The following is a 26,360-nucleotide window of genomic DNA, read 5'->3' as shown; positions in this document are numbered from 1 at the left end:
GCAGGCGTCAATAAACGTACTGTAAATCGCCCATTTTTCCGTCCGTCTTTTTTTCCGAAAAAAAACTGTGCAGCAGCTCATTTTCATCAAGCTGAAAAAGTTTTTTTCCATCGTCCTCCACTATAATAGGGTGTTTGCAACCCCGCTGAAATTTCAGCAGCACGTGGTAAATCAAATCATCGCGATCAACAATGATCGGCTTTAACACTGTGAACGCTTGATGATTTCCATAATACCTTTCCATCAAGAAACGAATATATACAAATTGTCTTTGTTTATATTCCGTATAAATGGAGTGGACGATAAAGGCTGCGATAATCCACCCGCTTAAAAGAGTAGGGTTGAAAAAAAGAAAAAAAAGGAACAAACATGAAAAAACAACTGCAGATATGCGAAGCATTTCCTTATGAGCAACTGAAAAAGGTTTTTGTTTGCTCAGCAAAATAAAAAGAAGCTTTCCTCCATCAAGGGGCCAAATGGGAAGAAGATTAAAAAGGAAAATAGACATATTAAAAAAAATAAACATTTCATATGTAGAGTCGTTTATGAAATTTGCTTCCCAAAAAATCCATGCAGCTATTTGCATCCAAAAATGCTGAATCGGTCCAGATATAACAACAAACAGATCTTCTTTCAAGGGACGATTTCCATGCTCCTCCATTTCCACTGCACCGCCAAAAGGAAGAAGCTGAATGGACTTGATCCTCCATGAAAAAAAACTGGCGCAAACAGCATGCCCCATTTCATGAATAAAAACTATTGAGAAAAGGATGCAAAGAGCTTTAAATTGCGCTGTCATTGCTCCGATTGCAATCAACACCCAAAAGATAGGATGAATATGTATTTTCGACAATAAGGAAAAATATTTATTCAAATGAGATCACCTGACTCGGGTCAATAAATGTGTCGCCCTTTTTTATGGCAAAATAGTATGTTCCGTGCTGGTTTTGGCTTTGCTTTACTTTGCCTACAGGTTTTCCCGTTTCGACAAAGTCATACAGCGCTACATTTAGCTCTTCCAGGTTCCCATACCAGGTTTCTATTCCATCAGCATGTTGAATCACCACAGTCAGACCAGTATCCTCCTTCTTTCCAGCTTCAATAACAATTCCTTCATTCATGGCCTCTACCGTTTTATTATTTGTTTCGATCATCACGCCTTGCCCGGTATCTTTAAAGCTCTGAAGCACCTTTCCTGATGCCGGAACCGCATATTGACTTTCTTTAGATCCACTTTCCTCTTTCGATTGTTTTTTCAAAAACGCTAATGGATTCCCAAATTGTTCTTCGTACCATTTGGAAACATATGCAAAGTTAAACTCCTTTTCCATCACATGGCTGACGAAATCTCTAGCTTTCAGAAATTCTGCCCGGTCATTTTTAAAAATAATACCGATCATCAGGACGATGCAGGCAGAGATTAGCAATTTTGTTATAAAAACGTCCGAACGAAACAATGGATGAAAATTTTTACTTCCTTCTGCCTCTACATAAAGAGGGGAGTCCGCGTCAACTTGCACGTTTTCTTGTGTGATTTGATTGATAAATGGAACAGATGTATCATCACTGCTGCTTGAACTGCTCGAAAGCATGCTGTTCATTCTTTTTCGTTTACGCTTTGCTATTCGTTTTTTTATTTCTTTTGCTCGACGATTCATCATCCATCATCCTTTTGCAATTTTGTACAAGTTTATGCCCTGTCCTTACCGTTTATGACAATAAAGCCATTTTGCATTTCTTAAAGCGATATCTAGGCAAATGTTTATCTTTGACCTTGATATAGAACTTTTACCTACAACCTAGTAAGTAGGTTCTTCACTGTTTTCTGGTTCAAAGGAATACTGGATGAAGCAAAATAAAATATGGTGCTATCCGAGAAAAGCAAAATTTTGAAATCAAAAAGAAGACCACAAAATGCTTTTGTCGTCTTCTTTTTGAAATAGTAGTATATGGTGAATTAACACAAAAGCTAGACTGCCTTTTATTTGAAGCCGCTTAACGAAATAGGTTGACTAGTTCATTGATCGATAAAATGAAAAATAAAACAATATTTAAACTCAAAAGTACGTTGAAAAACCATTTATTTCGATCTTCCTTATGAGGAAGATGCTTTTTACTATTAAGCAAATAGATAAGGGTCAGCGCCAGAAAGGGCATAAATAGCGCACCAAGGGCACCATACAAAATAATGAGGCTCACAGGTTTTCCTATAAAATGCAAGAGCATTGGCGGGAATGTTAACCAAAAAACAAAAAATTTATAAGCTTTTGTCTTACTTAATTGTTCTTTATTCACATCATGTTTTTTAACAGTATAGACAAAATCAGCAAATAAATAAGAGACGCCATTCCAAACACCTAATACTGATGTAAAGGAAGCTGACCAAAAACCGATGAGAAATAAGATGCGTACAGTTGAGGACAGCTCGTTTCCTAAAATGGTAGCAAATGATACGAGACCTTGCTCACCGTTAATGTTTGTATTCGTTCCATATAGTAATGCAGCCCCTAAAATTAATAAAGAAATTGTAAAAACTGCTGTAGTAATATAGGCAATCATGGAGTCAAATCTAACGTAGCGGAGGTAGGATCGATCCTTCCAATTGTTTTCCTGCAGCCAATAGCCATAAGACGCCATGGTAATGGATCCGCCAACTCCCCCAATTAATCCGAGTGCGTAAAGCAGTGACCCTTTCGGCAACGTCGGAACAGCAGTGTCGATGATATCAGAAAGTTCCGGCAGAACAATAACAGCTGAGCCGACAACCGAAATAAACATAAGTAGAATTAAAAGATTCATAACTTTTTCAAATAGCTTATATTGCCCCATCCATGTTAATAAAAAACCTAACAAACCGCTTATAACCGCCCATACCCATAAAGGCAAGACAGGAAATAATGCTGACAGAGCCAATGCACAAGATGAAGTCGCAGCCGCTCCATAAACAAATCCCCAAATAACCGAATAAACGCCAAAATAGCTTGTTGCCCATAATCCCATAGAATGCCAGCCTTCTAAAATAGTTTTTCCAGTCAGCAAATGATATCGGCCAACACCCTCATTTAAGGCAAATTTTAAAATAGCCCCGATAATGATTGCCCATAAAAAGACAAGTCCAAAATTTGTACCGGCAACTAAGGCAGCAACTAGATCACCGGCTCCGACGCCCGTTGCTGCGACAATTAACCCCGGACCAACGGCCGGCCACTTTTTTGTGGATTTGCCATGTTCCATCACTGTCACCTTCCATCTGAGATTTGAACGTAGAAATGAGTCATCTAATATTTCTTATGAATGATCTTTCTCATTAGGGAATATAAATGTGCATGAATCAATTGCTGGATGAACATATTTTCGCATCATGCTGTTATATCTAGTTTTAGCAATTGTTCATCCATGCGAAACTTTCTCATTTATAGTTCTTATGTAAAGAATTCATATTTTATTAATTGAATATTCTGTATTTTTAAGTCGATCGTTTTCATTGCTCTTGTATCAGCTGTTTGAAATGATTTCTCGCACCTGTCTCCTTCCCTTTGTAAACGATTACGACTGTAAAAATAAACATTTACATATCGCCTCAATTTTGAAATAATTCTAATTGAAAATCATTATTATTAAGGAGGCATCAGAAATACCAATGGAAACATACAAAGTAGCCAATATAATTAAAGAGCGTCGATCGATTAAAGAATTTAAGAAAGATCCAATCCCTAAAGAAGTAATATGTGAATTATTAAATACGGCTGTTTGGGCTCCTAATCATGGATTAAGAGAGCCATGGCGGTTCGTGCTGTTTATGAATGAAGGAAAAGAAAAATTAGTTGCTGCTATTGCACAAGAAACGAACAATGGAAAAAATATCGATCGATTACGAGAAAAGCTGCTGCCGATTCCAGCACATTTATTGGTAATCATGAAAGAGGATCCGCGTCAAAAGCAGTGGGAGGAGGATTTAAAAGCGACAAGTGCATTAATCCAAAATTTTCAACTAGCTGCATGGGAAAAAGGTATTGGCGTTATATGGAAAACAGGTGCTTATATTTATTCACCATCTTTCCGACAAAAAGTTGGAGTAGAACCAGGAGAAAAAATTGTCGGCCTTCTACATATTGGCTATCCTGCCTCAATCCCAGAACCAAAACAGCGGACAAACGCAGAAGAAAAATTGACGATTATTGAATCATATTGAAAGGGAAAAGATTCAAGAGGAAATATTTTGTACAGCCTTCAAAAAATCTCCCACCTCAAGAGATAGAAGAAAAAAACGATCAGCAGGTGGGAGATATATCAGTGTGATGGCAGTGATTCTAATGTGTGCAAAGAAAAAAGCTAATGCTTTATTCAAGGAAGTGTGATTTTTAAATTGATTAGGATTAAGCACGTACTCCAAAAAATTTTTTGATTTTTGCGATAACACCTTTTTCAGGCTCATCTAATGATTGAAGCGGAACCGCTTCACCTAAAATTCTTCTCGCAATATTGCGGTAGGCAATGGAAGCACGATTGTCAGGGTTCATTACAATCGGTTCACCATTATTAGACGCTTTTATTACCTCATCATCATCAATTACAATCCCCAACAAATCAATAGAAAGATGGCTGACAATTTCATCGACATCCAGCATATCACCGTTTTTCATTAAATGATTTCGGATCCGATTAATAATTAATCTTGGCGGCTCAATATCTTCCTTCTCCAGCAAACCGATAATTCGATCCGCATCTCTCACAGCGGAAACTTCTGGTGTTGTCACGACAATCGCTTGATCCGCACCGGATACGGCATTTTTATATCCTTGTTCAATCCCGGCAGGACAGTCGATAATAATATAATCAAAATCTTGTTTTAGCTGATCAATTAATTTTTTCATCTGCTCAGGTGTTACGGCAGTTTTATCGCTAGTTTGCGCTGCAGGCAGCAAATAAAGAAAATCATTAAAGCGTTTATCTTTTACGAGAGCTTGATGAATTTTGCATCGTTCTTGGACAACATCAACTAAATCATAAATAATCCTGTTTTCCAATCCCATGACAACATCGAGGTTCCGCAAGCCGATATCTGTATCAACTAGACAAACTTTCTTTCCCATAATGGCAAGGGCTGTACCAACATTTGCAGAAGTTGTTGTTTTGCCGACCCCGCCCTTGCCAGAAGTGACCACAATTGCCTCACCCATTCATTATTCCCCCTTCAAGCCTAGTTAAATTGGGTCTCAGATGAGCTAATTGTTGAATCCGTTCAATAATGATTGTCCCATTTTCATCAATATATGCGCATTCCATATCATTTCGAAATGATGGCTCCTTCTGATCGGGTGGCCTACTTAAAATATCGGAGATCCTCAGCTGTGTCGGCTTCATCAAGGAGGCGGCAATCACTGCATTTCGATTCCCTTCAAAACCAGCATGAGCTATGCCTTTTAAAGCCCCCATGACAAAAATATTGCCCGTTGCCATGACTGTCCCGCCAGGATTGACATCTCCTATCAGCAACAAATCCCCTCTAATTTTCAACACTTGCCCAGAACGGACGACTTTAGCAACTGAGATAACATCTGCTTCCTCTTTCCACTTCAACGCCTCTTCCTTTGAAATGACATTTGAATCAATTGCATCGACAATTAAATTTCTTTTTTTTCTTATTACGTCTTTTATTTTCTCTTCTTGTTCCTCCGTCAAAAAACGATTTCCAGCCTTTATCGTCACCCTGATCATCGGTTCATTTTCCTGAACATACTGCCTTTTGGAGAGCATCGAATCCAGTTCATTCACAATATCGTGAAACGAACAGGAATCATCTAAATATAATGTCAATCCATCCTTTGTGCCTTTAATCGTTACATAATATGGTCTTTGAGCTTTCACGAAGTTCACCCCAACAAAAATCTATTTCGACAGCAATAACAAAAACTCCTCTATCAAACTTTAAAACTTAATCGTTGTGTTCACCTATTTTCAAGCCCAAAACGAATTTCTTTAAAGGATAGATTAACACACAAGCTAATACAAAATTCAGAGCAAGTGTCGGTAGCAGGCGATCAATTGTAAACAATTGCAGAGGAACAGCTGTCATCCTGATTAGTAAATAAATACCGTATGTAAAAAATTCAAGCAATGCAACGGAAAGCTCAGTTAAAAAAATTAAAACAAAAATATTGGGATTGAGCACCCGCAAAGCTTGCATCACTAAATATGCCAAGGTCGGAAATGAGAAAGCATATATGCCGATAACTTGCGTGTAAACAACATCGAACAATAAACCGAAAACAATTCCATAAATGACGGCAATTTTCCGAGAGCCGTACGCTGCCAAGATGACAATCATCAATAGTAAAAGATGGGGAACTGCCACTTGGTGATCTGAAAGAAAAGGGATCGGAACAAGATCAACGATGATGCTTTCCAATACGAAAATAAACATAACCATTACGGGGAGGAAAAACGTTCTCAAGAGTCTTCCTCCTCTTCCAATTGATTGATATCAACTGTTGGAAGAACCCGCTCGATGATCATGACACGATCTATATCATAAAAGTCAGCTGATGGGGTTATATAAGCTATCTTTGTTAATCCGTACGAATCAAGTTCGACTTTTTTTACTTTTCCGATCACTAAACCTTCAGGAAACACTCCGCCAAGGCCAGAAGTCGCTACAATTTGATTTTCTTTGATTTGAGCATTTGATTCAATGATGTTCATTTCAAGAGCATTTTCCTGCTCACTGTAGCCGACAATGAGGCCGAATACCTTTCCGTTATTCGTATGAACCATTGCTGAAATCCGGTTTTTTCTGTCGGAAGCACTTAAAAGCTGAACGGTGGACGTAAATTCAGAAGTATTTTTCACTTTCCCGATCAATCCTTTTGCCGTTATAACCGCCATGTCTTTTTTGATTCCGTGCTGTTCGCCTTTATCAATTTTGATATAATCATGCCAACGATCAGGATTTCTTGCGATGACTGTCCCTTGGATCGACTTATATTTTCTTATATCGTTATCAGCAGATAATTTTAATTCTTCTTTTAATTGTTTGTTTTCCTGTTCTAATTCCTGCAGCTTTTCCTCCAATTGAATATAATTATTCAGTTGTTTGCGAAGCAGCTCGTTTTCTTCGTATGTATTTTTTAAATGATTCAAATTCTCAAAGAAGCCCGCAATATATTGTGCGGGCTGATGAAATACCTTCTGGACTAGTCCAACCGAATCTTGAATAAACTTCTCCTGCCACGAAAGATTGCGGTCTTCCTTTAGGGAAAAACCAATCAATGCCACCAAAATAATGATCCCGACAAGGAGCACAATTAATCGTTTATTTAGAAAAAATTGTGGCATGATTTACACCTCTAACTTATCTGTGGTCTTTTGTACGATTTTTGAATAGGTGGATATGTTCAAGAGCTTTTCCTGTTCCGACCGCTACACAATCAAGAGGATTTTCCGCAATGATTACAGGCATTTTCGTTTCGTCGCTTATAACTTTGTCTAAATTGCGAAGAAGGGCGCCCCCACCCGTTAAAACAATTCCTCGATCCATAATATCCGCCGCAAGTTCAGGCGGAGTTTTTTCCAAAGTAATTTTTACAGCATCTACGATCGCATAGACAGTATCGCGTAATGCCTCTGAAATTTCTGTCGCAGTAATTTCAATCGTTTTCGGAAGGCCTGTTAACAAATCTCTTCCGCGAATTTCCATGTTTTCAACACCTTCCGGAGCGCTTGCAGAACCGATTTCAAGCTTCACCGCTTCCGCTGTCCGATCACCAATCATTAAGTTGTAGGTTTTACGGATATAGTTAATGATGGCTTCATCCATTTCATCACCGGCAACACGTATAGATTGGCTTGTCACAATTCCGCCGAGAGAAATGATGGCAACTTCCGTTGTTCCCCCGCCGATGTCTACAACCATGCTTCCGGTCGGTTCCCAAACTGGAAGGTTGGCTCCAATAGCAGCCGCAAATGGCTCTTCGATCGTATACGCATCTCTAGCGCCTGCTTGTCTCGTTGCATCAATGACCGCACGTTCTTCAACCGCAGTTATTCCCGAAGGAACACAAACCATCACATAAGGTTTTCGCGAAAAAATACCTGCATTTTTTGTTGCCTGTTTTATGTAGTATTTCATCATCGTAGCAGTCGTTTCATAATCAGCAATCACTCCGTCTTTCATTGGTCGAAGTGCTACAACATTTCCAGGCGTACGCCCGATCATATTTTTTGCATCATTACCAACTGCAACAATTTGCTTTGTATCAGTTTGCAAAGCAACAACAGATGGTTCACGCACTACAATACCTTTTCCTTTCACAAACACTAACGTATTGGCTGTCCCTAAATCTATTCCAAGGTCTCTCGTACCAATTCCAAACATAGCTGTTGTATCTCCCTTTCTTCCAAAATAAATACGTTTTTATATTCATGTAAATGTCTAATCATTATTGAAAAAACCCATAAATTATATTATAACGTAATTTTTCAAAAAAAAAAGTGCTATCAATACCCTGCGTAAAATAAAAATTTGCGAGGTATTTTTCATGAAACTTGATGAAAAGCTGATCATTGTGTTGGACGCCTCAAAAATTTTTACTAAAAAATTTTCCTAGTGGAGAATAGAGGATGAAAAATAGATGTCACAGCAAATACCGCCCGTATGAAAGCCTTGATTTAATTTATCCATTGAGAATAATAACTTAAAAATATTACAAGTCCATACAAAAAATATTATTTTATGTTTACAAATCCCCCCTTTGCACTCTTTATTAGCAATGGTTTAGAATGTCATAAAAAATAATGGTTTTTTCAGTTGATTGTGTTTCAATTCAAATGACTCCAATAAAGTATTACATAACAATTCTGCCGAAGTTTCAAGTTCATCTATTATTGAAAATCACTAAAATATGAGATTTTTCCTCAACTTTGGCTCTTCTTATGTCGCAAACCCTTTATAAATGCGGACATCATTTGGAGCTCGCGAGGCCGTGCAAATGTTTTTTGAAATTCCTTCTATCATGCACTTACGCGTTGTAATAACGTTACTGCCCTGCTTCAAGCAGCTTTTTATCGTGTCTTTGCGAGGCTGGTCAGTATGTTATATACCGTTGATGTCTCCCATCTGTCCCCCTGCAAATTCAGCAAGACGGTGGTTGTTCGCATTACGTGTCTAGAAGCGCAAAAATCTGTCCGAAAAAGCGCTAGCAGTTCAGAATCCAAAGCTATTAACTGTAATACGTGTTAGGATTGATTTTAAATGAAGGCATACTTTTTCACCCATTTATAACTCGGGAAAATAAGTTTTTTAACCATATAAAGTGTGTAAAAATAACTCCTTTTTCGCAATGACAAAATTTTGGGTGAAATGTAAGATTATACATATAAGTGGTTTTTATAAAACTTTGTTGCTGGAACTGAGGTAGAATGACTAGAGTAAAATGAATTGTCGTTTTTCAATAATAAGTTAGCTGGTCTGATGCGGTTGCCAAAAAAAGAACATCAAAACAAATTCAAGTGCACAATCACATAGGCAGCAGTGCGACGAGGATCTTAACTTCAGAAGTCTGTAATCTTAAATGAAAACATGCTTCCTTACAATTCATTATAAAAGACAGGAGCATCATATGAGTAATATAAAATAGAACCTTATATATGGAAGTTTTCCAATAAAGTAAAGGGATGCTATTGATTATATATCAAGCCATTCTCCATCAGCAATAGATATTCAAAGATAAAAATTCATAAAACTGCGAATGTCATTTTTAAGATTAAAAAATTGGAAGTCATTTATCAATAATTTCATAGATCTAATCTTCACACATCATAAAAAGAGGTGCACTTCATATCCAGTGCACCCCAACAATTGACATAAAACCTTTTAAAAAGCGTTATAAATATCCCTTTTCTTTTAAACTGACGTATTTACGCTCTCCGATTATGATATGATCTAAAAGTTCAATCCCGATCAACTTTCCGCATTCGGACAAGCGCCTCGTGACTTCGATATCCTCTTTGCTTGGGGAGGGATCTCCTGATGGATGATTATGGATACAAATAAAAGATGCAGCTGAACATTTCAATGCCTCCTTGAAGACTTCTCTTGGGTGAACAATTGATGTATTTAAACTGCCGATGAAAATCGTTTGCTTATGCAGCACTTGGTTTTTAGTGTTTAAATATAAACCTACGAAATGCTCTTGTTTTAAAAAGCGCATTTCTTCCATGACATAATTGGAGGCATCTTGTGGAGAACGAATGACATACCGATCTTCGTATGCGAGCTGATGAATTCTTTTTCCCAATTCTAATGCTGCTATAATTTGCACCGCTTTTGCTTTTCCAATGCCGGGTATGCCCATAATTTCCTGAACTGACGCCTCTTTTAACATTCTAAGACCCCCGAAAGTTTTTAAAAGCTTATTCGCCAGTTCAAGCACTGATTCTCCCTTTGTCCCTGTTCTCAATAAAATTGCCAGCAGCTCATGGTTGGAAAGGCCTTTTGGTCCGTTGTGTATCAATCGTTCCCTTGGTCTTTCTTCTTCTGGAAAATCTCGAATAGCGAGCATATCTTTCCCCCTTGTTTGTTACCAGTGAAATCCAAAATTTTTTAATTCTCTGTACAGTCTTGAAACAGGAAGACCGACAACTGTAAAATAATCGCCATCAATTTTTTTCACTAGCAATGAGCCGAAATGTTGAATTCCATAAGCACCCGCCTTGTCCATTGGTTCGTTTGTCTCAATGTATTCCAGGATTTCATCGTCTGAAAGCGGCCAAAAAGTAACTTTTGTTGATTCAGAAAATGTCGTATGCTTTTCACCATGAATAATCGAAACTGCTGTTAAAACAGTATGTGTTTTCCCAGAAAGTGATTTTAACATGTAATAGGCGTCACGGCGGTCTTTCGGCTTTCCTAGTATTCGATTTTCGAGGATCACCGCCGTATCTGCTCCGATGACATATGCATCTTTATACCTTTCAGCTACATGAAAGGCTTTTTGAAAGGCAAGTTTTTGAATGGCTTTTTCGGGTTCAGCTTCTTCGTCCAGCCTCTCTTCCAAATTGCTTTCAATCACAGCAAATGGTATTCCTAACAGCTTGAGGAGTTCTTTTCTTCGCGGAGAGCTTGATGCAAGTATGAGGCGTTCCATTTTTATTTCATCCTTTCAACCAATACTATCCGTATGTTATCAAAAAAGGCTTTTGCAAACAATTTTTCAAAAAAGAATTATCTAATCGCCATTAATAAAAACATTTATTCAATTTACAGAAAAAACTACATTATCTAAGGAAAACTGCTTGTGAAAATAAAAAAAGAAAACGTATGCTCGAGCAAACGCTTTCCCGTTATCAAGAAAGTTTTTCAAAAAAATCTAGCAGCGACTGCTGCAGACTCCATAGCTGTTCATTTGCCGATTTTTCTGTTTGCAGTTTTTTTACTGCTGCCAAAATTGAATCGTCTTTTATTTGACCAGCCTCATTTAATAATGACTCTACTTTCTCTTGTTCCGGGGCGGTTCCATTCACAAAAGACGAAGACAGCTTCAGCATCTCCTCAACGACCGTTTTAGTTTTTTCGTTTTCCACCTTTCCTTCCCATTTCATCTTTTTCACAAACGTTTCAATTTGATGTGATTCAGCCATGTTTTTCAACTCTTCTGCTGTCTTTTTATCCAACGCTGCCCCAACGAATACGTAATGATCGCCGCCTTGTGGAACGATAACAGAAGGCAATCCTTTAGCCTTTATCTGCCCGCTGACGGTTTCCGCTCCTTCTTTTTTTGTAAATTTTCCGGCTTGTACCATATAAACTTCAAAAACGATGTTTTCCGCACCGCTTGGCGCTGAAGCATTGCTAACATTCTGTCTTTGAGGAGACTTTGACACATCCCTCAATTCAGATGATACAGGCATTGAATCGTTTGAAATAAATTGCAGGGCTAAAACACCAAAACTCAGTCCAAGAATAACAGCAAATATGATCGATATCACATAGTTTTTTATTTTAGGAGGCAGCGTTCTGCTATGGTTCTTTGAGAAGGCTATTTTCGGGTTTTCTTTCTTATCCTCCTCATCATCCGGCAAAATCCAAGGAAAAGATGTCTCCTCTTCGTTCTTATCCTCTGATGCTGCCATTTCTTTTTCAGCCTTCACCTTCTCCTCCCAGCTGGATACTTTTAATTGTTTGCCAGTTTCACTTGGTTCAGCAGAAACATCCGTATCGTTGGAAAAATTGTTTTCCTGACCGTTGATTTTAATGGTTATTTTCGATGATGGCTTGTCCAAAATGATCACCGCCCTTTTTATGCTGGACAAACTTTTTTTTATGCTAACATATGTAAAATAAAAAAGAACGAGACATTTGTCGCCTCGTTCATAATTGTTGTCGTTATTTTTCGACATCCTCGTACTCATGAGCTATGTTTTATATGTTTTCTCACTTCACCGATAAAATAAAGGGAACCTGTAATAATGAGAACCGTTTCGTCATCCATTGTGTTGATAATCTTTTCATAGGCAAGCTCCCAATTGTCTTCATACTCTTTATCCTTCATGTCGCAAGCCTCGTATAATTCTTTCGCATCAGCTGCTTTCGGGAAATGAAAGGTTGTAAAAATGATTCGATTTGCTATTTGTGCAGCCTGCTCGATCATTTCTTTATATTGCTTGTCCTTCACACAAGAAAATAACATGATGATTTTCTTATCAGGGTAAAACTTTTGTACAGTTTCTTTCAACGCTGCCATTCCTTCCGGATTATGTGCTCCGTCCAAAATGACTCTCGGTTTTTCCTTTACTTCTTCAAACCGCCCTTTCCAAAAAGTTCGCTTCAATCCTTCCTGTATATGCTCCTCCTCTATGATAAACGAATAATAAACTCTTAAATAATCAAGCGTCATGACACTCAGTGCAGCATTGATCGCTTGATGGTTTCCTTTCATCTGTAATGAAAGGCTGTTATATCGTTTAAAGGGGGTTTGTACAAAAAATTCATCAAAATCTCCTGCGTGAAAATCCCTAGTGAGCCAATAATGCTTTGCTTTTTTTTCTTTTGCAACACGCTCAATGACATCAAGGGCTTCCTTTTGTTCCACAGCTGTAATGACAGGAACTCCGTTTTTAATAATGCCTGCCTTTTGCTCTGCAATCTCTTCTATCGTTGAGCCAAGGATGTTTAAATGATCATGTCCAATCATTGTAATCACTGAAAGAATAGGATTCGCAATATTCGTAGAATCCCATTTTCCCCCGAGTCCTGTTTCTAATAAAACAACATCCGGCACGTTGATTTTACCAAAATAATAAAACATCATCGCAGTAATGACTTCAAACTCTGTCGGTGCTCCAAGCTCCGTTTTCTCAAGCTCGTCAACAACCGGTTTGATCACATTGGATAGCTGCAATATTTCCTCTTCAGAAATGGGATTGCCATCTATCGTAATTCGTTCATTGAATGATTCCAAATAAGGCGAGGTGAAAGCACCTACTTTATATTCAGCGGCTTTTAACACCTCTTGCATAAAAGCAATCGTTGATCCTTTCCCGTTTGTTCCGGCTACATGAATGAAGCGGCATCTTCTTTCCGGATGATCAAGCTTTTCCATCATCCATTCCATTCGCTGGAGACCAGGCTTTATTCCAAAGGTTAGGCGGGAATGTATCCACTTGAGTGCTTCTTCATATGTTTGAAACATATAAATTCCCCTCCTTGAACTCTCGAACATTTTCAATGAATTTGAATGGCCGGATGTATCATAAACGTTTTGATGGAAGAAAATCCGGGGCATACCCGGATTTGTTTTAGCCTTTCAGCTCCTGAAGTCGTTTTAACACCGCCTGCTGTTTTTCTAAATAGTCCTTTTCTTTTGCCCGCTCTTCTTCTACGACTTCTTTCGGTGCTTTTTTAATAAATCCTTCATTGGCAAGCTTTTTCTGAACGCGCTCGACTTCTTTATTCCATTTCTCTAATTCTTTTTCAAGCCGTTTGATTTCTTCTTCCACATTAATGAGTCCTTCAAGAGGAAGAAATACTTCTGCCCCGCTCACAACAGCTGTCATAGCCTTGTCAGGAGCTTCAATGTTTGTATCAATTGTTAATGAGCTAGGATTGCAAAATCTCTCTAAATAGCTGCGGTTTTTCTCCAACTGGTTTTTAACTTCTTCACTATGAGCATGAATGATCATATCCACCTGCTTCTTCATCGGCGTGTTCACTTCAGCGCGAATATTACGGACTGAGCGAATCACATCAACTAGAAGCTTCATTTCGTTTGCAGCTTTTTCATCAGAAAGCTCCTGACGTACAACCGGCCATGAAGCAATTGTAATCGATTCTCCCTGATGAGGAAGGTGCTGCCAAATTTCTTCTGTTATAAACGGCATAAAAGGATGAAGGAGTCGCAATGTTTGATCTAACACATATGCCAAAATGGAACGAGTTGTCTTTTTCGCTTCCTCATCATTTCCGTACAGCGGAATTTTTGCCATTTCAATATACCAGTCGCAAAAATCATCCCAAATAAAATTGTACAGCACCCGACCGGCTTCGCCAAATTCATATTTTTCCGCAAGTCTTGTGACAAGCTCAATCGTTTCATTTAACCGTGTGAGAATCCATTTATCTACCACTGATTTTTTTCCGTTTAAATCAATTTCTTCATATGTTAAACCGTTCAAATTCATCAGTACAAAGCGGGAGGCGTTCCATATTTTATTGGCAAAATTCCACACGGCTTCTACTTTTTCAAAGCTAAATCTTAAATCCTGTCCTGGGCTTGAGCCGGTAGCTAAAAAGTAGCGCAAAGAGTCCGCACCGTATTTGTCAATAACATCCATCGGATCGACGCCATTGCCTAATGATTTGCTCATTTTTCTTCCTTCTGAATCGCGCACAAGTCCATGAATCAAAACATCTTTAAACGGTCTTTTCCCAGTAAACTCCAATCCTTGGAAAATCATCCGCGAAACCCAAAAGAAAATAATGTCATACCCGGTAACAAGGACATCTGTCGGATAATAGCGTTTATAATCTTTTGCCTCTTTATCAGGCCAGCCCATTGTTGAAAACGGCCATAAAGCAGAGCTGAACCATGTATCTAACACATCTGGATCCTGCTCCCAATTTTCAATATCTTTAGGCGGCTCATGATCAACATAAACTTCGCCTGTTTCCTTATGATACCAAGCTGGAATGCGATGTCCCCACCATAACTGACGGGAAATACACCAGTCGCGAATGTTTTCCAGCCAATGCAAATACGTTTTTTCAAATCGTTCAGGAATAAAATGAACTTTCCCTTCTGTTTTCTGAAGGTTCAAAGCAGCTTCGGCCAAAGGCTTCATTTTCACAAACCATTGAGTTGATAAATACGGCTCGATAACTGCTCCGCTTCGTTCACTATGGCCTACGGAATGGATATGCTCTTCAATTTTAAATAAAATTCCTTCCTCCTGCAGGTCTTTCACCAACTGCTTCCGGCATTCAAAGCGATCCATTCCTTCATATTTTCCCGCTTTTTCATTCATTGTCCCGTCTTCATTCATGACTAATATTCTTTCTAAATTGTGGCGGTTTCCGATTTCAAAGTCGTTCGGATCGTGTGCAGGAGTTATTTTTACTGCTCCTGAACCGAATTCCATATCGACATATTCATCTGCGACGATCGGAATTTCCCGTCCTGTTATTGGCAGCTTCACTGTTTTTCCGATTAAATGCTTATACCTATCATCATCAGGATGAACTGCCACTGCTGTATCCCCAAGCATCGTTTCCGGGCGAGTGGTCGCGACTTCAATATATCCGGATCCATCAGCCAGCGGATATTTTAAATGATAAAGTGCCCCTTTCACTTCTTTATAAATGACTTCGATATCGGAAAGGGCTGTTTTTGTCACCGGATCCCAGTTAATAATGTACTCTCCTCGGTAAATAAGACCTTTTTTATAAAGCGATACAAAAACCTCTCTTACAGCTTTTGAAAGACCTTCATCAAGGGTGAACCTCTCTCTTGTGTAGTCAAGACCTAGGCCTAATTTTGCCCATTGTTTGCGAATATGGTCTGCATATTCTTCCTTCCATTTCCATGTTTCTTCTACAAATTTTTCCCGCCCGAGATCATACCGACTTTTCCCTTCTTCGCGCAGCTTTGCTTCCACCTTGGCTTGTGTGGCGATTCCCGCATGATCCATCCCTGGCAGCCACAAAACATCGTACCCTTGCATTCGCTTCATTCGGGTAATAATATCTTGAAGAGTTGTATCCCATGCATGTCCAAGGTGAAGCTTACCGGTGACGTTTGGCGGAGGAATAACGATCGTGAAAGGAGTTTTCCCCTCATCATCTTTTGCTTCAAAAAATTTTCCCTCGAGCCAAAATGCATACCGATCCTCTTCAACCGTTTTCGGATCGTATTTTGGGGAAAGAGTGATTTCTGAATTCGACATATTTATGAAAACCTCCTTATTTTCATTCTAAAATATAAAAACTCCTTCCATCCTAAAAGGACGAAAGGAGATGTTTTCGCGGTACCACCTTTTTTCACAGATACGTCTGTGCACTTCTTTCAGGTAACGGCTAATGCCGGCTCCCTTTACTAAAAAGCTTTCAAGGAAGCTGCTCCAGGGCGACTTTCCAACGGGATCTCCTAGGAAATCTTCCAGCCTGCGATTTCCCTCTCTGGAAGGAGTCGTTCGTTGTACTACTCCCCTTCAACACATTTTCACAAACTATATAAATTTCTATATTTAATAGTACTAAAAAATTGTTTTTTTCGTCAATATTTTCCCCATCTTCCTTAACCTTTAAACAAAAATCACAAAATGTTCTTTATTTCATAATATAAATTAACAAAGTTGAAGGTGATCAGCATGAGAAAAAAAATAAAACCATACTATATTCAATCGTTTATTAAACAATTCCGATCTACTCTTGAACAGTTCATCGTTCCTTTAACGATTTTTCAGGGAATTCGAACAATCCTTTTACCAACTATGTTTGATATTATTTTATTAGCCATTTTACTATTTCTAGCAGCCGCGTTGTATATGGAACGGGGCTAAAGCTGCCAGATCCCCCATTCATTCTGATGCCAATGAATCGTTTTCTAGTTTTTCATTCCATTTTAAAGCAATGTACCCGGTATTTTTCATTTGCCAGTATGCTCTTAACAGCTGTTTGCAATATTCTAATTCTCCCTTTTCGCTTTTCTTTTTTTGATATTGCCGGACAAGCTTTAATAATTTAGCTGGATAGGATAAATAGCTTACCAACAGCAATCTCTCAGTTTTTGTTAAAGGAAGCACTTTTTCGTAATCTGATATATATTGCACATTTTGATCACTAACGGTTGGTTCCGCTTCGGAGAGGTTCATAAACATTAAGAAAAGGTCGTAAATTGGAGTAGCAAATGCTGCATCTTCCATATTAATAAAATAAATTTTCCCTTTTGGATCTAACAGAAAATGAGATAAGGAGACATTTACTTTGTTCAGTGCAATTCGCATGTGAGAGGATTGCTTTATTTCGTTATACCACTCATCAAGCTTCGCTTCTGCAAATAAGATGGCTTGCCTCGTTTCAAAATAATAGCTGAAGACCGCCAATTCAAAAGGCGACATATACCATTTTTTTTCGATTTGTTCCATAAATGCTTCCAGCAGGTTGAAATTTCTCTTCCACTTGTTCTGAATCTGTTGATACACATTTTCGAGCTGAACTAGAGGTATGTTGATTTCCTGTTTTGTTTTTTTATGGAGTTTCGCTAAGTGGTAAAAAAGGATTGAGGCATTTTTTTCATCAACGATTGAACCTTCCATCCAAGGCATTAAATAAAACGATTGCGTTGAGTCATTAACAAACACATTTCCGTTCGTTGTCCTATAAATCGGCACGATTCCTAAAGATGGAAAGTCGTGAAAAATTGAATATAATTTTAGAATGTTTCTTTGCTTTTTAATCGTTGTTCGTTTTAAAGCATATGTTCTTTTTTCACAATGAATTTTCAAGACATTTTTTGTTTTTTTCTCTAAATAAATCGGTTTGATTGGATAATGCTGCAAAATCCTCATGGCCGTTTTCAGATCATCGCTCATCTTCCCACACGCCTTTAAAGAAAATAAAGAAAAGCTTGAGGTGGTTGGATCCCTCTCAAGCCGCTTGCAAAAATTACGTTTGTTGTGTTTCAAGAACCGGGATATATAAAATGTCTCCTTCACTAATCTCTTTATCATGGTGAAATTGATTTACTCGATTGAGCTGCTGGAGCGTAATGTTGTAGCGTTCGCAAATATTTTCGAGCGAGTCTCCCTGCTGGACAATGTACATTCTTAATTTAGAAAATTCTTCTTCATTTTTCGTAAACAATTTTGTTAAATATAAGGTGTTATCATTTTTCCTTACAGATTCTTTTTCTTCATCGTCTTTTTCGACATAATTGGAAATTTTATTGATCACTGGCTTTTCTTCTTCTATGCGGCCTTTCTCTTCCAAACTGACTTGATTTTTCTTCGCTTCAACAGTGAATGTTTCGTAATCCGTTTCCGTTTCTTCTTCTCTCTTTAATGGCATCATAAAAACAATGTCTGCCGTCTCTTCATTGTCATCCTTTTGAACAGCATCACGATCATGTTCGATTTGCTCATTTTGATCGCGTTCGGCTGTATCGAATTCAAAATATTCATTAAGACTTTTCTGTTCATTGTCTTTTTCAATATTTTCCGCTTTGTTGATTGGTTCATCATTGAAACGATTTTCTTTGAGCGTTGATTCGGTTTCATCTTCTTCCCTTTCATCAGACTGTCGAACGGATGAGATTTCCGCTTCAGCATCTATGATCTCGTCCACTTCATTTGCAGCAGTTTCTTCCGCCTGCTCTTCTCGAATTCCGTAAATGGATAGATCAGCTATAAGCTTTAAACCATTTGCTTCCGGAAAATCATAATCAAATGATTCAATCGCCACAAACACCTCTTCTAAATTGGCAATTCTTTTTTTCGGTATTGTAATATCGACCGGAAGCTCGTGTCTAAATTCCATTACACCGTCATTTCTCGCTTCTACATTTTGTATATAACGGGCGATGGAGGAGGTTTGAAGAAGTTTATCATTCTGTTGCTCCTCTCCATCGAATTTGTATTCTCCTGAAAGCTCTAGAGCACCTTTTATCGTTACATATCCATCATGTTCTTCAATTGAGATGTCAGGTTCCAGTGAAATGGACAATAGTTCAGAAGGTTGAAAATGATGGCGAAACAAGACCGATTCCTCTACCGAAAATCGTAAAACGGACGTTTCTTCAATGGACATGCGGACTTCCTCCTTTCTCCAATCAATCTAATTTATCGTGCCATTAAAGATGTATGAAGGAGGATGGCAAAATATGCACGGGAAACAAAAATAAAAGGACCAGCTTCAATCAGAAGCTAGTCCTTTTAGCTCGTTATCTCAAAACCGAAAAAGCTTTTTCACATGCTTCTATTGTTTTTTCAATATCTTCATCCGAATGCTCTGTTGACAGAAACATTCCTTCAAATTGGGAAGGAGGCAAGTAAATGCCTTCATCCGCCATAACACGATAATACTTTGCAAAAAAATCAAGGTTTGATGTTTTTGCTTTTTCGTAATTGACAACATCTTCATTTGTAAAGAAAAATCCGATCATTGATCCCGCTCTATTAATTGTATGAGGGATTTCATATTTCTGAGCAGCTTTGCGCAATCCTTCCTCTAATTTATCCGCTTTTCTTTTAAATTCTTTATATGTGTCTGGTGTAAGCTGAATGAGTGTTTCATATCCGGCTGTCATCGCAAGCGGATTTCCTGAAAGTGTCCCCGCTTGATAAATAGGACCGACAGGAGCGATTTTTTCCATGATGTCCGCCCGTCCGCCATAGGCTCCGACTGGAAGTCCTCCTCCAATGACTTTTCCTAAACATGTCAAATCCGGAGTCACTCCAAAGTATCCTTGGGCGCAATGATAGTCAACGCGAAAACCGGTCATCACTTCGTCAAAAATCAGAAGCGATTCGTATTGTTTGGTGATCTCGCGCAAGCCTTCTAAAAAGCCTTCTTTAGGCGGTACAACACCCATATTTCCGGCTACTGGCTCGACGATCACGGCAGCTATGTCTTCGCCAAATTTTTCAAAAGCAAAGCGGACGCTCTCTAAATCATTATATGGAACAGTAATCGTATGCTGGGCAATTCCTTCCGGCACCCCTGGACTATCCGGAAGCCCTAATGTGGCAACTCCTGATCCAGCCTTAATGAGCAGCGAATCTCCATGGCCATGATAACATCCTTCAAATTTTAAAATTTTATTTCTTCCCGTATATCCGCGGGCAAGGCGCAATGCGCTCATTGTCGCTTCCGTACCAGAGTTCACCATCCGCACAATTTCAACGGAAGGAACCCTCTCCACAACAAGCTCCGCCAGCTTATTTTCAATCAAGGTCGGCGCCCCAAAGCTCGTTCCTTGCTCCGCTATTTTCTTTAATGCTTCAACAACTCTGTCATTGGCATGTCCTAAAATTAACGGTCCCCATGAAAGAACATAATCAATATATTCGTTGCCATCAATGTCATACACTTTAGAACCTTTTCCGCGCTCAATAAAGATCGGATTCATTTGAACAGATTTAAACGCGCGCACAGGGCTGTTGACCCCGCCGGGCATCAACGTCTTCGCTTTTTCAAATGCTTTTATCGAACGTTCATATTTCATGAAATGAGCCCCCTTTTCAATAATCAGACTGTTCATCTAACCAACGGGCAACATCTTTTGCATGGTACGTAATCATTAAATCCGCGCCGGCTCTTTTCATGCTTGTAAGCATTTCAAGGACAGTGCCTTTTTCATCAATCCATCCATTTTCAGCTGCCGCTTTAATCATTGAGTACTCGCCGCTTACATTATAAGCAACGACAGGAAGGTTAAAATGATTTTTAACATCACGGACAATGTCTAAATAAGAAAGCGCCGGTTTCACAATTAAAAAATCGCATCCTTGTTCAACATCTGCTTCTGCTTCCCTTAATGCCTCCAGTCTGTTAGCCGGATCCATCTGGTACGTCTTCCGATCACCGAATTTCGGCGTGCTTTCAGCTGCTTCCCGGAACGGTCCGTAAAAAGCACTGGCATATTTGACCGCATATGACATAATTGGAATATGAACAAATCCTTCTTCATCAAGCGCTTCCCGAATGGCTGCGACAAATCCGTCCATCATATTGGATGGAGCAATTATATCCGCCCCGGCTTTTGCCTGACTGACAGCTGTTTTGGCTAATAATTTTAACGAAGCATCATTTACAATTTGCCCGTTTTCCACAACTCCGCAATGACCGTGATCAGTATATTCGCATAGACAAGTATCTGCGATAACGACAAGATCAGAATGCTGCTGTTTAATTTGAGCGATAGCCCGCTGCACGATGCCGTGATCATGGTATGCTCCTGAACCGACTTCATCCTTTTCATGAGGAATGCCGAATAAAATAACTGATTTAATTCCCAGCTTGACAACTTCTTCAATTTCTTCATTTAACAGGTCCAATGAAACTTGAAAAACTCCCGGCATCGATTGCACTGGATTTTTTTGATTTTCTCCTTCGACAACAAAAATCGGATATATTAAATCTTCTTTATGAAGGCGGGTTTCCCTGACCATAGCCCGCAGATTAGCTGTATGCCGCAATCGTCTGTGCCGTGCAAAATTCAGCATGATCTATTCCTCCCTTTTTTCTGCGTATGCACACATTTTTTCCAGCATTCCATCAATTGTATATTTTTCCGGCATAATGCAAGTACACTTTATTTTATAAGACAGCAATTTATCTCTTGTTATCGGTCCGATGCAAACAAACACAATATCCTGAATCCTGTTTTCCAACCCGTTTCTTTTGACAATTTGCATAAATGCAGAAGCTGTGGAAGAACTCGTCAGCGTAATAAAATCAATCGTTTTATTTTCAAGCAAATGCAACACTTCTTTTTCATTTTCCAACAATTGTATTGTTTCATAAACAACAAAATCAAAGAAAAAAATCTTTTTTTCTGTTAATACTTCACGTAAATAAGTGCGTGCCAAATTCCCGCGGGCAATTACTATTTTGCTGTCTTGCCGAACATGATCGATTAATTCTTCCGCTAAGCTTTCGGCACGAAACTCTTCAGGACATAAAGAAACCTTCCATCCTATTTTCTCCGCAGCTTTTTTTGTCTTTACACCGACACAAGCAACGTTGACGTTTTTCAGATCTTCTAATTCCAATGACAAGTCTTTTACATGTTCGGAAAAATATTGAACGCCGTTTGCACTAGTAAAAACAATCCAGTCTTTAGATGTTAACTGTTTTAAAACGGGGAGGGCATTGAAATCCGTTTCTGTTTTCCTTGTTGCAATTAACGGAACTTCTATAGGACAGCCTCCCGCCGCTTGAATTTTCTTTGAGAATTCGGCAGCCTGGCTGTTCGCTCTCGTCACTAACACATTAAAACCATTCAATGGTTTTTCAGCACTCATTCATGGTTTAGCTCCTTTCTCACTTGTTCGACCAGCTCTTTGGCGCCTTGAGACGATAGAAGTGCTGCCATATCCTTTCCAAGTAAATTCGGATCTTTTCCAGTTTTCGTCTCTTTATATACCGTTTTTCCATTCGGAGATGCAACAAGTGCTGTTAACACAATTTCTTCATTTTCATCAACTTGAGCTAAACCAGCAATAGGCACTTGACAGCTTCCTTCCATATCATGCAAAAAAGCCCGCTCTGTCAAAACGGCTTTCTCCGTCCGTTCGTCATTTAGTTTTCTTAAAGCTGCAAGCAGTTCATGATCATCTTCTCGGCATTCTATCGCCAAAGCTCCCTGACCGACTGCCGGAACGCACATATCAGGCGGTAAAAAGTACGCTTTTTCCAATTCGTCTTTCCAGCCCATTCGTTTAAGACCTGCTGCTGCTAAAATGATTGCATCATAATCGTTGCCTTCCCGCAGCTTCTTTAGACGCGTATCAATATTTCCGCGAATCCAACGGACGGTTACATCGGGGCGGACGGCTAAAATTTGGGCGCTCCTTCTTAAGCTGCTCGTTCCAACAACAGCGCCAGCTTTCAAATCTCTTAAAGTTTGGCAATCCTTCGAAATCAAAACATCGCGGTAATCTTCTCGTTTAGGAATGCAGCCGATCGTCAAGCCATTCGGCAAGACAGACGGCACATCCTTCATGCTGTGCACGGCCATATCAATATCACCGTTTAGCATAGCCTGCTCAATTTCTTTTACAAAAAGGCCTTTCCCGCCTACTTTTGAAAGAGTGACATCAACTATTTTATCACCTTTTGTGACAATTTCTTTTATTTCGAATTCAAATGGGGCTCCAAGCTCTTTTAATCTCTTGATCACCCAATTTGTTTGGGCGATTGCTAACCGACTTCGCCTTGACCCGACAATAATTTTTCGCATAAACATCCTCCTGAGCACATGCATTAATGGAAATTCGATAAGCTTCCAAATAAAAAGAAATTAACTAACAGCACTAAAAATGAGGCAACGTTTAAAAAGGCAATTCTTTTCCATTGCCACTCTTTTACTACTCTGGCATACAAATAAAAACTGTATATGCCTAAAACAGAAAATGAGCCGATCACTTTTGCATCATACCAGTTCAAATTTGGTACCTTTAAATAAGCCCATATCATTCCTAAAATGAGAGCTAGCAGCAATATAGGTACACCGATCATATTTAAAACATATGTCATATAATCCAGTTTTGCCAAATCTTGAATGCGATGAAGCCTTTTCCCCCATTTTTTCTTTTTTAATAAGTTGTGCTGTATCAAATAAAGAATGGAAAAAACAAATGAAAGCGAAAACGCTCCGTATGATAGTATCGCCATCGTGATATGGATCAATAACAGTTCTGAAATTAACCTGCTGGATACTTCAGTCGATACTGCCTCTGAAGGAGCAAACGTCCGGATGGCCATAATGATAAAACCAATGACATTCGTAAAGAAGACAATAAAATCGACTCGAAGCAGCCGGTTGATCACAAGGGAAAGAGTGACCAATACCCATGCATAAAAATAAAGGCCTTCCGCTACGTTTAAAACCGGAAATCTGCCCGTTTGCGCCATTTGCGAAAATAAAAAAAAGGATTGTAAAACCCAGACAATAGAAAGTAACCAGAAGGCTATTTTGTTTGCCTTCCGGTTATGATGCAAAAAATCTATAAAATATAAGAAAACGCTCAATGCATATAAAACAATCATCAATTCGTTTAATCTAATGATATTCCAATCAAACATATATTAGTTTTTCCTTTCACTTACATTTCAAGTGAAACATTTTTTGAATGCGTTTTTAATTGAACGGAAGGAGTTTGTTCTATTAATTCCTCATCTAAATCTAAATTAAAAATCTCTTTAAACAATTCCAAAGATTGTTCGCCATTTGGAAGAGCAGCCAGCTCTTTCACTTTTAAAATCGGATCTCTCAACATTTGATTGACAATGCTTTTCGTATGTTTATTTAATATTTTTCTTTCGCGTTCTGTCAAATTCGGCAGCTTCCGTTCAATACTTTTCATTGTTTCCGATTGGATAAGAAGAGCTTTTTCCCTCAATGCAGCAATAACCGGAACAACCCCTAATGTATTCAGCCATTTCGAAAACTCCAAGACCTCTCGCTCGATCATGATTTCAATTTGTTCAGCCGCTTCTTTTCTTTCCTGCAAATTCGCTTCGACAATTCCTTCCAAATCATCGATATCATATAAAAAAATGCTGTCTATTTCACTCAATGCAGGATCTAAATCGCGTGGAACCGCAATATCCACCATCAGAAACGGGCGGCCTTTTCTTAACTTTTCAACATCTAACATCATGTCTTTCGAAATCACAAAACTCTTTGCACCTGTTGAACTAATTAAAATATCTGCCTCAATAAGCGCACACTGAAGCTCAGACATCATTTTTGCTTGTCCGGAAAAACGCTTCGCCAATTCATTCGCTTTTTCAAATGTACGGTTCATAACTGTAATTTGTTTGACTCCGCTGCCATGTAAATTTTGTACGGCAAGCTCTCCCATTTTTCCTGCGCCTAAAATAAGCACATGCTTGCTCGATAGGTCGCCGAAAATTTTTTTTGCCAATTCTACGGCAGCATAGCTGACGGAAACAGCATTTGAACCGATTTCCGTTTCCGAATGTGCTTCTTTAGCCAATGTAACTGCCTGTTTAAACAGTTGATTAAAAATCGTTCCGATCGTGTTATGTTCTTGAGCTAATAAAAAGCTTGAACGGACTTGTCCTAAAATTTGCGTTTCGCCTAAAATCATAGAATCCAGGCCGCATGCCACCCGAAACAAGTGCTGGACAGCCTGTTCATTTTCAAAGTATTTTAGATACGAATCGAACTCCTCAATGTCCATATTGAACCATTCAGCTAAAAATGCTTTTATATAATAACGCCCTGTATGAAGCTGATCAACAACTGCATAGATTTCTGTCCGGTTGCAGGTGGAAACGATCACGTTTTCCAAAATGCTTTTTTCATTCTTCAACCGTTTCATTGCAGAAGCTAAATCATTGCTGCTAAAACTCAACCTTTCGCGAATTTCAACAGGGGCTGTTTTATAATTTAACCCAACAGCTAAAATATGCATCTCCGACCCCCCAAAAGCAAATACATACTGACTTTATTATAACAAAATATCGACAAAAAAATGTGAACAGTATATGAAACTGTATGATATGATGAATTAAGTAAGAAACAGATATAAATTATATTAATTATTACATTAAAAATATTATCAAAAAAGAGGGCCGGAATCAAGTCATCAAAACAGAGGTGATCGTTAAGTGCGTTGGACGTTTGTTGCTATGATTATGCTGGAGATCGGGCTTTATTTCTTGTTGAAAAATTTCGATCTCTTTTTCAATATGAACATGAACACTTTGCCTTTCTTTTTCATCATGTTTGGCATCGCCTTTATGGTTCAGGCAAAAGCGGAAAAGGATGACCAAGCAATCGTTCCTGCCGTTCTGCTGCTTGGCCTTGGCATCCATTTTTTATGGGGAAAATCATTCCCGTTCTGGCCTGATGATTTAACCGCAATGATCTGGATCATTGCCCTTGCTTTCATTATTCGGTCTGCTCAAGCAAAAAGCGGGTTTGCACAAGGATTTATCCTTCTTTTGATCGGAAGTTTCCTTTACTATTTTCCTTCCGCTTTGACATCTTTTATTCAAAAGAGCGTTTCCAATTGGCAAGCCTTTTGGCCGATTCTTTTTGTTATTGCAGGTTTGTATTTATTGTTTTTCAGAAAAAAATAAAAGGAAACAGCTCGAAGCGGTTAAGCTTCTCGAG

Annotated in this window: 24 protein-coding genes and 1 other annotated feature; of the genes, 3 read left to right on the top strand and 21 right to left on the bottom strand. The window is 38.7% G+C overall.

Annotation, left to right across the window (positions count from 1 at the left end):
• Positions 1 to 7: 7 nt before the first annotated feature.
• The 3 genes from FB379_RS07565 to FB379_RS07555 form a co-directional block, all read right to left on the bottom strand.
• The gene (locus FB379_RS07565; RefSeq protein ID WP_144597693.1) at positions 8 to 874 is read right to left on the bottom strand and encodes a M50 family metallopeptidase; all 867 of its coding nucleotides are present in this window, start codon (positions 872 to 874) and stop codon (positions 8 to 10) included.
• The gene (locus FB379_RS07560; RefSeq protein WP_066249572.1) at positions 867 to 1,661 is read right to left on the bottom strand and encodes a M23 family metallopeptidase; all 795 of its coding nucleotides are present in this window, start codon (positions 1,659 to 1,661) and stop codon (positions 867 to 869) included. The genes FB379_RS07565 and FB379_RS07560 overlap by 8 nt, the downstream gene beginning before the upstream one ends.
• 334 nt (positions 1,662 to 1,995) lie before the next feature.
• On the bottom strand, positions 1,996 to 3,234 hold the full coding sequence (locus FB379_RS07555; protein WP_066249575.1) for an Nramp family divalent metal transporter: 1,239 nt from the start codon (positions 3,232 to 3,234) through the stop codon (positions 1,996 to 1,998).
• A gap of 406 nt (positions 3,235 to 3,640) precedes the next feature.
• Between FB379_RS07555 and FB379_RS07550 the strand changes: the two genes are divergently transcribed.
• The gene (locus FB379_RS07550; protein WP_063387948.1) at positions 3,641 to 4,192 is read left to right on the top strand and encodes a nitroreductase family protein; all 552 of its coding nucleotides are present in this window, start codon (positions 3,641 to 3,643) and stop codon (positions 4,190 to 4,192) included.
• A 184-nt stretch (positions 4,193 to 4,376) separates the two neighbouring features.
• Here the strand turns inward: FB379_RS07550 and minD are convergent, their stop codons facing one another.
• From minD to FB379_RS07500, 10 genes are all read right to left on the bottom strand, one after another.
• Positions 4,377 to 5,180 carry a septum site-determining protein MinD gene (gene minD / locus FB379_RS07545; protein WP_063387946.1) on the bottom strand — a complete coding sequence of 268 codons (804 nt, stop codon included), beginning with the start codon at positions 5,178 to 5,180 and terminating at the stop codon, positions 4,377 to 4,379.
• The gene (gene minC / locus FB379_RS07540; protein WP_082829524.1) at positions 5,173 to 5,877 is read right to left on the bottom strand and encodes a septum site-determining protein MinC; all 705 of its coding nucleotides are present in this window, start codon (positions 5,875 to 5,877) and stop codon (positions 5,173 to 5,175) included. Before minC ends, minD begins: the two co-directional genes overlap by 8 nt.
• Before the next feature lie 58 nt (positions 5,878 to 5,935).
• Positions 5,936 to 6,454 (bottom strand): rod shape-determining protein MreD, encoded by a 519-nt coding sequence (gene mreD / locus FB379_RS07535; protein ID WP_144597691.1) that lies wholly within the window; start codon positions 6,452 to 6,454, stop codon positions 5,936 to 5,938.
• Positions 6,451 to 7,335: a rod shape-determining protein MreC gene (gene mreC / locus FB379_RS07530; RefSeq protein WP_063387943.1), complete on the bottom strand. Its 885-nt coding sequence runs from the start codon at positions 7,333 to 7,335 to the stop codon at positions 6,451 to 6,453. The genes mreD and mreC overlap by 4 nt, the downstream gene beginning before the upstream one ends.
• A 16-nt stretch (positions 7,336 to 7,351) precedes the next feature.
• Positions 7,352 to 8,374, bottom strand: a complete 1,023-nt coding sequence (locus FB379_RS07525) for a rod shape-determining protein (RefSeq protein ID WP_063387942.1) — start codon at positions 8,372 to 8,374, stop codon at positions 7,352 to 7,354.
• A gap of 1,507 nt (positions 8,375 to 9,881) precedes the next feature.
• Entirely contained in the window at positions 9,882 to 10,559 is a 678-nt protein-coding gene (gene radC / locus FB379_RS07520) for a RadC family protein (protein WP_130156096.1), read from the bottom strand.
• Between the two features lie 18 nt (positions 10,560 to 10,577).
• Positions 10,578 to 11,144 carry a Maf family protein gene (locus tag FB379_RS07515; protein WP_094246292.1) on the bottom strand — a complete coding sequence of 189 codons (567 nt, stop codon included), beginning with the start codon at positions 11,142 to 11,144 and terminating at the stop codon, positions 10,578 to 10,580.
• A gap of 199 nt (positions 11,145 to 11,343) precedes the next feature.
• Positions 11,344 to 12,279 (bottom strand): SPOR domain-containing protein, encoded by a 936-nt coding sequence (locus FB379_RS07510; RefSeq protein ID WP_158640173.1) that lies wholly within the window; start codon positions 12,277 to 12,279, stop codon positions 11,344 to 11,346.
• Between the two features lie 125 nt (positions 12,280 to 12,404).
• Positions 12,405 to 13,688 carry a bifunctional folylpolyglutamate synthase/dihydrofolate synthase gene (locus FB379_RS07505; protein WP_063387845.1) on the bottom strand — a complete coding sequence of 428 codons (1,284 nt, stop codon included), beginning with the start codon at positions 13,686 to 13,688 and terminating at the stop codon, positions 12,405 to 12,407.
• A gap of 106 nt (positions 13,689 to 13,794) precedes the next feature.
• The gene (locus tag FB379_RS07500) at positions 13,795 to 16,437 is read right to left on the bottom strand and encodes a valine--tRNA ligase (RefSeq protein ID WP_066249741.1); all 2,643 of its coding nucleotides are present in this window, start codon (positions 16,435 to 16,437) and stop codon (positions 13,795 to 13,797) included.
• A 53-nt stretch (positions 16,438 to 16,490) separates the two neighbouring features.
• Positions 16,491 to 16,714, bottom strand: a binding site (T-box leader).
• Positions 16,715 to 16,860: 146 nt separating this feature from the next.
• On the opposite strand from FB379_RS07500, the gene FB379_RS07495 reads away from it, so the two are divergent.
• Positions 16,861 to 17,052, top strand: coding sequence for a hypothetical protein (locus FB379_RS07495; RefSeq protein WP_063387843.1), 192 nt, complete (start codon positions 16,861 to 16,863; stop codon positions 17,050 to 17,052).
• 18 nt (positions 17,053 to 17,070) lie between these two features.
• Here FB379_RS07495 and ysxE read toward each other — a convergent pair whose 3' ends face one another.
• From ysxE to hemA, 8 genes are all read right to left on the bottom strand, one after another.
• Positions 17,071 to 18,084 carry a spore coat protein YsxE gene (ysxE, locus tag FB379_RS07490; protein ID WP_158640172.1) on the bottom strand — a complete coding sequence of 338 codons (1,014 nt, stop codon included), beginning with the start codon at positions 18,082 to 18,084 and terminating at the stop codon, positions 17,071 to 17,073.
• 73 nt (positions 18,085 to 18,157) lie between these two features.
• Positions 18,158 to 19,297, bottom strand: a complete 1,140-nt coding sequence (spoVID, locus tag FB379_RS07485) for a stage VI sporulation protein D (RefSeq protein WP_144597685.1) — start codon at positions 19,295 to 19,297, stop codon at positions 18,158 to 18,160.
• Positions 19,298 to 19,430: 133 nt separating this feature from the next.
• Complete coding sequence (gene hemL / locus FB379_RS07480; RefSeq protein WP_144597683.1) at positions 19,431 to 20,714, bottom strand: glutamate-1-semialdehyde 2,1-aminomutase; 1,284 nt, start codon at positions 20,712 to 20,714, stop codon at positions 19,431 to 19,433.
• Positions 20,715 to 20,730: 16 nt separating this feature from the next.
• A complete protein-coding gene (gene hemB, locus FB379_RS07475) occupies positions 20,731 to 21,714 on the bottom strand; it encodes a porphobilinogen synthase (RefSeq protein ID WP_144597681.1) in 984 nt (327 codons plus the stop codon).
• Positions 21,715 to 21,717: 3 nt separating this feature from the next.
• Complete coding sequence (locus tag FB379_RS07470; RefSeq protein ID WP_144597679.1) at positions 21,718 to 22,515, bottom strand: uroporphyrinogen-III synthase; 798 nt, start codon at positions 22,513 to 22,515, stop codon at positions 21,718 to 21,720.
• Entirely contained in the window at positions 22,512 to 23,453 is a 942-nt protein-coding gene (gene hemC, locus FB379_RS07465) for a hydroxymethylbilane synthase (RefSeq protein WP_144597677.1), read from the bottom strand. The genes FB379_RS07470 and hemC overlap by 4 nt, the downstream gene beginning before the upstream one ends.
• Positions 23,454 to 23,476: 23 nt before the next feature.
• The gene (locus tag FB379_RS07460) at positions 23,477 to 24,298 is read right to left on the bottom strand and encodes a cytochrome c biogenesis protein (protein WP_144597675.1); all 822 of its coding nucleotides are present in this window, start codon (positions 24,296 to 24,298) and stop codon (positions 23,477 to 23,479) included.
• A 20-nt stretch (positions 24,299 to 24,318) separates the two neighbouring features.
• Positions 24,319 to 25,656: a glutamyl-tRNA reductase gene (hemA, locus tag FB379_RS07455; RefSeq protein WP_094246302.1), complete on the bottom strand. Its 1,338-nt coding sequence runs from the start codon at positions 25,654 to 25,656 to the stop codon at positions 24,319 to 24,321.
• Between the two features lie 196 nt (positions 25,657 to 25,852).
• Here hemA and FB379_RS07450 point away from each other — a divergent pair, with 196 nt between their 5' ends.
• Positions 25,853 to 26,326, top strand: coding sequence for a hypothetical protein (locus FB379_RS07450; RefSeq protein ID WP_063387466.1), 474 nt, complete (start codon positions 25,853 to 25,855; stop codon positions 26,324 to 26,326).
• Positions 26,327 to 26,360: the final 34 nt, after the last annotated feature.

Source organism: Aeribacillus composti (assembly GCF_007827555.1).
Classification (GTDB): domain Bacteria; phylum Bacillota; class Bacilli; order Bacillales; family Aeribacillaceae; genus Aeribacillus; species Aeribacillus composti.
This window is presented reverse-complemented; position numbering and strand designations above follow the sequence as displayed.

Excerpts from the sequence above, each read along its gene's own strand:
- radC (WP_130156096.1), bottom strand. The coding sequence starts at position 10,559 with ATGCTCGCTATTCGAGATTTTCCAGAAGAAGAAAGACCAAGGGAACGA.
- spoVID (WP_144597685.1), bottom strand. The coding sequence starts at position 19,297 with ATGTCCATTGAAGAAACGTCCGTTTTACGATTTTCGGTAGAGGAATCG.
- hemC (WP_144597677.1), bottom strand. The coding sequence starts at position 23,453 with ATGCGAAAAATTATTGTCGGGTCAAGGCGAAGTCGGTTAGCAATCGCC.
- FB379_RS07515 (WP_094246292.1), bottom strand. The coding sequence starts at position 11,144 with ATGGAACGCCTCATACTTGCATCAAGCTCTCCGCGAAGAAAAGAACTC.
- ysxE (WP_158640172.1), bottom strand. The coding sequence starts at position 18,084 with ATGAGCGATGATCTGAAAACGGCCATGAGGATTTTGCAGCATTATCCA.
- hemL (WP_144597683.1), bottom strand. The coding sequence starts at position 20,714 with ATGAAATATGAACGTTCGATAAAAGCATTTGAAAAAGCGAAGACGTTG.
- FB379_RS07525 (WP_063387942.1), bottom strand. The coding sequence starts at position 8,374 with ATGTTTGGAATTGGTACGAGAGACCTTGGAATAGATTTAGGGACAGCC.
- FB379_RS07460 (WP_144597675.1), bottom strand. The coding sequence starts at position 24,298 with ATGTTTGATTGGAATATCATTAGATTAAACGAATTGATGATTGTTTTA.
- hemA (WP_094246302.1), bottom strand. The coding sequence starts at position 25,656 with ATGCATATTTTAGCTGTTGGGTTAAATTATAAAACAGCCCCTGTTGAA.
- hemB (WP_144597681.1), bottom strand. The coding sequence starts at position 21,714 with ATGCTGAATTTTGCACGGCACAGACGATTGCGGCATACAGCTAATCTG.
- FB379_RS07550 (WP_063387948.1), top strand. The coding sequence starts at position 3,641 with ATGGAAACATACAAAGTAGCCAATATAATTAAAGAGCGTCGATCGATT.
- FB379_RS07560 (WP_066249572.1), bottom strand. The coding sequence starts at position 1,661 with ATGATGAATCGTCGAGCAAAAGAAATAAAAAAACGAATAGCAAAGCGT.
- FB379_RS07500 (WP_066249741.1), bottom strand. The coding sequence starts at position 16,437 with ATGTCGAATTCAGAAATCACTCTTTCCCCAAAATACGATCCGAAAACG.
- FB379_RS07495 (WP_063387843.1), top strand. The coding sequence starts at position 16,861 with ATGAGAAAAAAAATAAAACCATACTATATTCAATCGTTTATTAAACAA.
- FB379_RS07505 (WP_063387845.1), bottom strand. The coding sequence starts at position 13,688 with ATGTTTCAAACATATGAAGAAGCACTCAAGTGGATACATTCCCGCCTA.
- FB379_RS07470 (WP_144597679.1), bottom strand. The coding sequence starts at position 22,515 with ATGAGTGCTGAAAAACCATTGAATGGTTTTAATGTGTTAGTGACGAGA.
- mreC (WP_063387943.1), bottom strand. The coding sequence starts at position 7,335 with ATGCCACAATTTTTTCTAAATAAACGATTAATTGTGCTCCTTGTCGGG.
- FB379_RS07555 (WP_066249575.1), bottom strand. The coding sequence starts at position 3,234 with ATGGAACATGGCAAATCCACAAAAAAGTGGCCGGCCGTTGGTCCGGGG.
- minD (WP_063387946.1), bottom strand. The coding sequence starts at position 5,180 with ATGGGTGAGGCAATTGTGGTCACTTCTGGCAAGGGCGGGGTCGGCAAA.